The 8,532-nt window shown below is 47.2% G+C and carries 6 protein-coding genes; 3 read left to right on the plus strand and 3 right to left on the minus strand.

Going from position 1 to position 8,532, the window contains the following annotated elements:
- The first annotated feature begins 241 nt into the window (after window positions 1–241).
- A complete protein-coding gene (locus R0I52_RS03665; protein WP_410524031.1) occupies window positions 242–1,492 on the plus strand; it encodes an 8-amino-7-oxononanoate synthase in 1,251 nt (416 codons plus the stop codon).
- A 130-nt stretch (window positions 1,493–1,622) separates the two neighbouring features.
- Window positions 1,623–2,447, plus strand: a complete 825-nt coding sequence (gene bioC / locus R0I52_RS03670; RefSeq protein ID WP_317053207.1) for a malonyl-ACP O-methyltransferase BioC — start codon at window positions 1,623–1,625, stop codon at window positions 2,445–2,447.
- Between the two features lie 85 nt (window positions 2,448–2,532).
- Here the strand turns inward: bioC and dnaK are convergent, their stop codons facing one another.
- Window positions 2,533–4,470: a molecular chaperone DnaK gene (dnaK, locus tag R0I52_RS03675; RefSeq protein ID WP_317053208.1), complete on the minus strand. Its 1,938-nt coding sequence runs from the start codon at window positions 4,468–4,470 to the stop codon at window positions 2,533–2,535.
- Between the two features lie 197 nt (window positions 4,471–4,667).
- Window positions 4,668–5,267 carry a nucleotide exchange factor GrpE gene (gene grpE, locus R0I52_RS03680; protein WP_317053209.1) on the minus strand — a complete coding sequence of 200 codons (600 nt, stop codon included), beginning with the start codon at window positions 5,265–5,267 and terminating at the stop codon, window positions 4,668–4,670.
- Window positions 5,268–5,796: 529 nt separating this feature from the next.
- Between grpE and R0I52_RS03685 the strand changes: the two genes are divergently transcribed.
- Window positions 5,797–7,197 (plus strand): alpha/beta hydrolase, encoded by a 1,401-nt coding sequence (locus R0I52_RS03685; protein WP_317053210.1) that lies wholly within the window; start codon window positions 5,797–5,799, stop codon window positions 7,195–7,197.
- A 12-nt stretch (window positions 7,198–7,209) separates the two neighbouring features.
- Here R0I52_RS03685 and R0I52_RS03690 read toward each other — a convergent pair whose 3' ends face one another.
- Window positions 7,210–8,316 (minus strand): metallophosphoesterase, encoded by a 1,107-nt coding sequence (locus tag R0I52_RS03690; RefSeq protein ID WP_317053211.1) that lies wholly within the window; start codon window positions 8,314–8,316, stop codon window positions 7,210–7,212.
- Window positions 8,317–8,532: the final 216 nt, after the last annotated feature.

Below are 8,532 nucleotides of genomic sequence, written 5' to 3' on the forward strand. Positions count from 1 at the left end.
GGCAAAGATATGAAATCTTTTGTTACAACCTCCTTTTTTGTGCAATAATCCCTACTTATTTCATCGAAAGCGATGGCAGCGCGTTTGTCTGAGCACTAGGTTTTACCGAGCGTATCCTCATGTTTCACCCAGTTAGACAATTATCGCTTGATAGAATACATGCCCTAGCCGCAAGGGACAAAGAGACCGAAAAAGCCGAAAAACCACTTTGTTTAATCAAAATGACAGGAAAAAATAGATGATGAGCCTCAAGGATGAGCTGGAGCAAGCATTACAGACGCTAAAGAAAAATGAGCAGTATCGGCAGATACCGGCGCTGGCGCATGATGGGCGCTATGTTGTTTATCAAGGTAAACGCTTATTAAATATCGCCAGTAATGACTATCTGGGCTTGGGCAGCGATGGTGCGCTGCAAAGGGCTTTTTTTGAGCAGATGGATCAATTGGCTGACACGCATTACCCTAAGATGAGTGCCACCTCCTCACGGCTACTCACAGGAAACGACAAGCAGTTACAAGCCTTAGAGCTTGAGATGCAAGCGTGGTATCAAACGGCGGTGGGTCAAGAAGATGCCTCTAATAGTCCTAGCAGTCCTAGCAATCTGAGTAGGCCAAAATCTGTGTTGGTATTTAACAGCGGCTATCATGCCAATATCGGCATTTTGCCTGCGCTGACCGCCTTACCCATCAAAACGCTGGTGTTAGCAGATAAGCTGGTACACGCCAGTATCATCGATGGGCTGCGCCTTAGCCAAAACAAAACCGTTGGCTATCGCCGTTATCGTCATAATGACTACACGCATCTGGCTCGGCTTATCGAGCAAGCTGATGACGATATTAGGCGCATCATTATCGTGACCGAAAGCGTGTTTAGTATGGATGGTGATCGCGCAGACTTACAACAGCTGGTACAAATAAAAGCCCAAGATGCGCGCATTGAGCTGTATGTCGACGAGGCTCATGCCATCGGGGTCCTAGGGGAGACAGGGCTTGGGCTGGCAGAGGAAACGCAGACACTCGGGCAGATTGATTATTTGGTTGGCACCTTTGGCAAGGCATTTGCCTCCGTTGGCGCTTATATCATGTGTGATGAAATCATCAAGCGCTGGCTGGTCAATCACATGCGCTCACTTATCTTTAGTACCGCATTGCCGCCCATCAACCATGCTTGGACGCGTTTTGTGTTGGCCAAAATGCCAAGCTTGACATCGGCGCGGACGCATTTGGCGCTACTGTCTATCGAGCTGAGCGAGGCCATTGCTCGCAAGCACTCTACCAACGCACCCAGTAGCGCCTACGCCTCGCCTATCGTCCCTTATATATTGGGCGATAATGCGCGCACACTGGCCAAAGCTCAGCAGCTACAGGCCGCTGGGTTTTATGCACTGCCTATTAGGCCGCCTACCGTACCTGCCAACAGCGCGCGCATTCGTCTCGTGATGAATGCCAAACTGACCTATGATAACTGTGAGCAGTTAATTCAGCAGCTGTAGTTGTCTTAAATATAGTAAATATAGGTTGAATCGCTATTGGCGATGACTGACGTACAGGTACCTTACGATCAGGTAAAGACGATGATATGGTTTAGGAAAAATGGCTCACCGACAGGATGTAATAGCATAGATGACACACCCAGCCGCACTCAAGCTAGATCACAGAAAGCAAACCATCGCGCGCCATTTTGCCAATGCCAGTCATTATGATGAGCACGCCACTATCCAGCAAAAGATCTGTCACGACCTGCTGGCGACCATCCCCCAAAAAACGCAAGATAGCGTCTTAGAGATTGGCGCAGGTACAGGTCAGATGACCCGCCTATTGGCCGAGCACATTCAAAGCCAGCACTGGCTGATCAATGAGCTATGCGCCGAGCAAACAGCTACCCTGCAAGGCATTTTGCCAAATGCTCAGATCGTCATCGGCGATGCCGAAACTATCGACTTCAAAGGAGAGTATAGCTTGATTGTCAGTGCCAATGCCGTGCAATGGTTTGATGATCCTCTCAGCTTTGTTGCCCACTCTGCCTCTCGCCTCCAAGCAGGTGGCCAACTGGCCTTTAGCACCTTTACGCCCAATAATTTTTTGCAAATCAAAGCCCTGACTGGTCAAGGCCTTCACTATCCTGATATGCAGCAATGGCGCTTGGCATTGCATCAAGCTGGGTTTGACGACATAACACTATCGACACGGCGCTTTGATGTGACGTTTTCTAGTCCTTATGCGGTACTCAAACATATGAAACTCACTGGGGTATCGACCAATCAAACGCAAAAAAAAGCCAGCCCGCGCGTGGCTTTTATCTGGAACAAATCGAGCTTACAGCAGTTTGAGCGGCGCTACTGGCAGCAGTTTTCGGCAATAGACAAAGCAGGGGACGCTTGTGTCGTACTCACTTATGAGGCACTGATTATTAGTGCCCAGTTTATTGGGTCAAATATCGATCGTTGATCAAATGAGTAACTGCCATAAAAAAACGCACCTCGAAAGGTACGCTTTTATATCACATTAATCAACGGTCAGCTTATCAGCCGTTTTATTTTTTGTCGTCTACTTCTGTAAACTCAGCATCGACAACATCATCGTCGGCTTGGTTGTTACTTGCTGCATCCGCGCCTTGCTGGAACTGGCTTGGATCCATACCTTCTGCGCCTGCGCCGCTATCAGCATAGATTTTTTGGCTGACAGGCAAGAAAGCATTGTCTAGCGCTTCAAGTTTGGCTTTGATGTCGTCATGATCATCTTCTTTAGTCGCTGTCTCTAGCTCAGAGATCGCTGCTTCTACTGATGACTTTTCTTCTTCAGTGACTTTATCACCCGCTTCTTTTAGCGCTTTTTGTACCGCATGGATACGACCATCCGCTTCGTTGCGAACTTGTGCCAGATTTGCAAATTTCTCATCTTCAGCTGCGTTGGCTTCAGCGTCTTGTACCATTTGCTCAACTTCTTCATCCGACAAACCAGAATCTGCTTTAATCTGGATGCTTTGCGCTTTACCAGTACCTTTGTCAGTCGCTGAGATGTTCATGATACCATCAGCGTTGATATCGAAAGTCACCTCAATTTGTGGCAGACCGCGCGGCGCTGGTGGAATATCTGTTAAGTCAAAGCGGCCAAGCAGTTTGTTTTGGTTAGCGATTTTACGCTCGCCTTGATAAACCTGAATGGTTACCGCAGGCTGGTTGTCTTCTGCTGTTGAGAACACTTGTGATTTCTTGGTAGGAATCATGGTGTTTTTCTCGATGATTGGAGTCATTACGCCGCCCATCGTCTCAATACCAAGGGTCAATGGTGTCACATCAAGCAATAAGACGTCAGTTTTGTCGCCAGACAATACCGCACCTTGAATCGCGGCACCCGCTGCTACTGCTTCGTCAGGGTTTACGTCTTTACGTGGCTCTTGACCGAAGAACTCTTGTACTTTTTGTTGTACAAGTGGCATACGAGTCTGACCACCGACCAAGATCACGTCGTTGATGTCGCCGACTTTTAGGCCAGCATCTTCAAGGGCAATCTTACAAGGACCCATGGTACGCTGCACCAGATCTTCGGTTAGGCTCTCAAGCTTAGAGCGGCTGATAGTGATGACCAAGTGCTTAGGACCACTGCTGTCAGCGGTGATGTATGGTAAGTTCACTTCAGTGCTTTGAGCGCTTGATAGCTCGATTTTTGCTTTTTCGGCTGCTTCTTTTAGACGCTGCATTGCAAGTGAGTCACCTTTTAGGTTGACGTCTTGCTCTTTTTTGAATTCATCGACCAAGTAATCAATCAATGCTGAGTCAAAGTCTTCACCGCCAAGGAATGTGTCACCATTGGTCGCTAGTACTTCAAACTGCTGCTCGCCATCGACGTCAGCGATTTCGATGATTGATACGTCAAATGTACCACCGCCTAAGTCATATACAGCAACTGTGCTATCGCCTTGCCTTTTGTCCATACCATAAGCAAGAGCGGCGGCAGTTGGTTCGTTGATGATACGTTTTACATCAAGACCCGCGATTTTACCGGCGTCTTTAGTTGCTTGACGCTGTGAGTCGTTGAAATAAGCAGGTACCGTTACGACCGCTTCTGTTACTTTTTCGCCCAAATAGTCTTCTGCTGTTTTTTTCATTTTTTTCAAAATTTCGGCAGAAACCTGTGGTGGCGCTAGTTTTTTACCGTTTACTTCTACCCAAGCATCACCGTTATCCGCTTTGGCGATTTTGTATGGCACCATGCCGATGTCTTTTTGTACCACTTTGTCATCAAAACGGCGACCGATCAGACGTTTGATCGCAAACAAAGTGTTTTTTGGGTTGGTGACCGCTTGACGCTTAGCCGATTGACCAACGAGGATTTCGTCGTCTTTATAAGCGACGATAGAGGGTGTGGTACGGGTACCTTCAGCGTTTTCGATGACTTTGACTTTGTCACCTTCCATCACTGCCACACATGAGTTGGTTGTACCCAAGTCAATACCAATTACTTTACCCATAATCAAATGCTCCTAATGTATATTTTAAATATAACTACTTATATCTTCAGACCATAGTTGGTCACTTGTTGCTATATATCGGTTTGCCTCTCGGTTTTTTCAAGGCAATCATCAAGCAAAAATTGTCTTTTGTGTGATTTTTTGTCAAAACCCTTTATATAAGTAAGGTTTAGACGCTTAAAATCAAGTAAAAAATCCTACTGACCCACGCGTACCATCGCTGGACGTAGTAGGCGACCATTTAAGCTATAGCCTTTTTGTAGCACTGTACCGACCACATCAGCGTCGGCTTCGGCATCGATACCCACCGCTTCGTGGACATCAGCATTGAACTTTTCACCTTGTGGGTCAATCACTTCGATACCGTTTTTGTTAAGAACAGACAGCAGAGCTTTGTGCGTCAGCTGCACGCCTTCGGCAACCGGATCGCTGGCGTCAGCGTTTTCAATAGCACGCTCTAGATTATCGACGACTTCCAATAGCTCTTTGGCAAATTTTTGTAGGGCAAATTTTTTGCTCTTATCGGCTTCTTGCTCCATGCGTTTTTGCGCATTGTAAGCTTCGGCATTGGCACGGGCGGTGGTCTCACGGGCCTGCTTCACTTCGCCTTCTAATTCAGCGATGCGCGCTTTGAATGTATCAAGGTTGATCTCGTTTTCAATTGTGGCTTCTTCGCCTGAGTTTTTCTTTGGATCAAACTCTTGCATGGTTTCTTCTAAAATACTGTCATTATGCTCGACATTGTCGTGCGCCACATTGTGTTCAGGGGACTTGTGGTTATTGTTTTGCTCGCTCATGATAGCTCCTTAGAATTTTAATAATGACGATTGAGGTATGGCACGACAAACCTGCTGGCAGCAAGTCTTGCTGTGCTCTTATTAGTCTGCGCTTTTATTAGATAATCAACAGATATCACTGATTTTTTGCGAATATGCTTTGATAGCTGATTGATAAAGGTGATGAGGACAAATTTCAAGCCTTGAGCTGAGGATTTTTTCCCATTTACAACAATTGCTGTACCAACGTGCGTGGGACTTCTAGAGACATGGTGATGACAACGGCATAAACGATGAGGCTAAACATTGAAATAAAACGTTGGAAAAAACAGGCAAATCTAGCCAATCTATTTTAAAAGAGGCGCCGTCCTACTGGTATTGATTTACCTTTATAGCTCACACTCGCTACCAAACCTTTGGTTTATTCCAAAATTTTTACTGTTTTCATTCAATCCATTACCAAAATATACTCAATTTTGTTTTCTTTTACTTTACTATGGCCAAAAACATCTATTGTTTCAAACACTAACCATCATGTATCCGAGGTGTTATGTCTCATTCAACCGTATCGCTCAACACCTTATTAAATAGAGCGTTGATCAATCTAAAGCGCTCAAACGAGCTAGCGCCTGAGATAGAAGCTGTACCAAAAGATAGCGCTAAGCGTCAGTGCTTTGCGTTAAAAAGCACGTGTGTGGGTTATCAGCAAGTCGTTCATCATCAAGCGCATACCTTACATTATGCAATAAAAGGGCTAGGCTATTTGCCATTGCCGCTATTAGAAAGTTTGGTCAGCTACCTTGGCGGCCCCACTTCTAAGCAATACTTGCATGCCGATGCCCATCTACGGCTGATTTTGGCGATAAATAGTAAGCTAAAAACCCCGCTTGAGCTGACGCCGATGCCTAAGCTGCGTGAGAGGTTCGCTGCCGATGCCGTGGCCATGCAGTCTCCAAAGGTATGGCAACAGACGGGCGATACGCTGATGAGTAATATAAAGCGCTTTCGCAAAAAAGGTGAGGTCAGCGTTCGTTGGACTGATAAGGTGATTGCAAATGCTGATGATGGCGATATGACCATTCGCTGCTATCAGCCAGACGCTAGTACTTATAGAAAGACAATCAAAAAAGGCAGCGTGCACAATCCTGATGAGACCGTGTTGTTGTTTTTTCATGGTGGCGGGTTTTGTATCGGCGGTATCGATACGCATCACGAGTTTTGTCATGCGCTGAGCCAACAGACGGGCTGGCCTGTCGTCAGTGTCGACTATCGATTGGCACCTGAGCACCCCGCCCCAGCCGCGCTAAAAGACTGTATCAGCGCTTATGCTTGGCTGGCCGAGCACTGTCATATATTTGGCGCGCTGCCATCACGTATCGTTCTGGCAGGCGACAGCGCAGGTGGCGGCTTATCGACCCTTATTGCTCAGCAGCTCACCGCCCCTGCCAGACAAGCTTGGGCAGACCTAGGCGAAGCGGGGCAAGATATGTTTGCGCTGTTAGAGCGTCTGCCTCAGCCGCTTGCACAAATGCCGCTTTATCCTGTTACCGATATCGAGACAGACTATCCAAGCTGGGAGCTATACGGCGAAGGCTTGTTGTTAGATCATGACGATGTGGCGGTGTTTGACGCGGCATGTCTAAAAAACAGCCCCTTACCGCGGCAACACATTCTCAACTCGCCTATGCTGGGGGACAACAGCCACGTCTGCCCCACTTATATCGTCACCTCAGAGCTGGATGTTTTACGTGATGAAGCGTTTGCGTATGCAGAGCAACTAAAGACACATAGCATATCGGTGAGAAACTATACGGTACTTGGTGCGCCGCATGGTTTTATTCACTTTATGAGCATTCATCAGGGGCTAGGACTAGAAACCCGCAAAATCATCCACGGTTTTGCCAGTTTTGTCCGTGAGGTCATTCGTGAGCAGGGGCAGTTGGCAGCCTAATGACTGACCGCCTTAGTGCGCTGACTGTGACGACGGCTTAGCCATGGCATCACTGGGCGTCAGGGTAATCATCCAGATCTCAGAGCGCGTCCCCAGTCGAAACGGTACCGGCCCAAAGCCGTATCCCGATGTCACCAAAAACTGCGTCTCCCCTACCACCTTAGCGCCATAATGTAGGGGCGCAAGCCCGCGCATCAATAACGTCAATGGAAATATCTGGCCGCCATGCGTGTGCCCTGCTACATGCAAATCTATCGGTAAAGAACTGATTTCATCCATCATAGACGGGCGATGCTCTAAAAAGACTATAGGCTGTTCGGTATCTACCTGAGTCAGTAGCGCCTGTGCTGATAGTCTGCTTTGATCCACATCATCTGAGCGGCCGATGAGCCACACCAAATCATCTAATAGCACGCTTTGGTTATCAAGCACGGTGATACCAGCAGCCGTTACTGCTTGTGCGATTTGCTTATCATAGCCGCGGTAGTCGTGATTGCCCAACGTGGCATAAACGCCAAGCGGCGCGTCGAGCTTTGATAAATGCTCATTCATATTATGATGGTCGTAAGCGATGGTGGTATCATTCATAATATCGCCAGCGATGAGCACCACATCTGGCTGCTCGCTATCGACTAGGCGCACCAGCTTATCGAGCTGGCGACTGCCAAACCATCTGCCCAGATGCGTATCTGATAGCAGCGCAATCGTCATTGGCTCAGCAAGTGGTTTGTCGGTCATAACCGTTAGGTGATGGACGACTGGCGAGTAGGCGTTAAATACCGCCAGCCCCACGATACAGACATAAATTATACTCACCGCACCTCGTGCCTGTTTTGGCTGCCATACGTACTTAAATAGCTGGGCGTTTAGCAGCCAGCCTACCGCTGTTAATGCAGCGGCATAGAGCATAAACCCTTGCAATATACCAATAACCAGATATACATGAAAGCGCTCATACCAAAACTCCGTCAACCCGTATATCAGCGCTGCATTATTGACAACAAAAACCGCGGCAAGCACCGCAGCCTTATTAACCTTGCGATACGGTCTTATAAACCAATAAAGTATCGCGCTGGTCAACAAGGTAAGCAGCTGCGTAAAAACGATAAATGCCCACATAATAAAATCTAATCAAATAACAGTGGAGCTATGTTACGCGAAAAGCGAGCCAATTTTGGCCTTTAGACGCTCTTTCATTAGGGCGTGTTGAACATTGGCGACAAATTAATGGCAAAAAAAATAGCGAACGGTTAATCTTTAAGTTCTCACACAAAAAAGATATCGTTCGCTATGCCTCGCACCATGCTCAAAGATGAACACTGGACAAGACTAAGA

The organism is Psychrobacter sp. CAM01, from assembly GCF_032842965.1.
GTDB classification, from domain to species: Bacteria; Pseudomonadota; Gammaproteobacteria; order Pseudomonadales; family Moraxellaceae; genus Psychrobacter; species Psychrobacter celer.

Bases quoted from the DNA above. Each gene is read 5' to 3' on its own strand.
- R0I52_RS03665 (WP_410524031.1), top strand. From the start codon at position 242: ATGAGCCTCAAGGATGAGCTGGAGCAAGCATTACAGACGCTAAAGAAA.
- bioC (WP_317053207.1), top strand. From the start codon at position 1,623: ATGACACACCCAGCCGCACTCAAGCTAGATCACAGAAAGCAAACCATC.
- dnaK (WP_317053208.1), bottom strand. From the start codon at position 4,470: ATGGGTAAAGTAATTGGTATTGACTTGGGTACAACCAACTCATGTGTG.
- grpE (WP_317053209.1), bottom strand. From the start codon at position 5,267: ATGAGCGAGCAAAACAATAACCACAAGTCCCCTGAACACAATGTGGCG.
- R0I52_RS03685 (WP_317053210.1), top strand. From the start codon at position 5,797: ATGTCTCATTCAACCGTATCGCTCAACACCTTATTAAATAGAGCGTTG.
- R0I52_RS03690 (WP_317053211.1), bottom strand. From the start codon at position 8,316: ATGTGGGCATTTATCGTTTTTACGCAGCTGCTTACCTTGTTGACCAGC.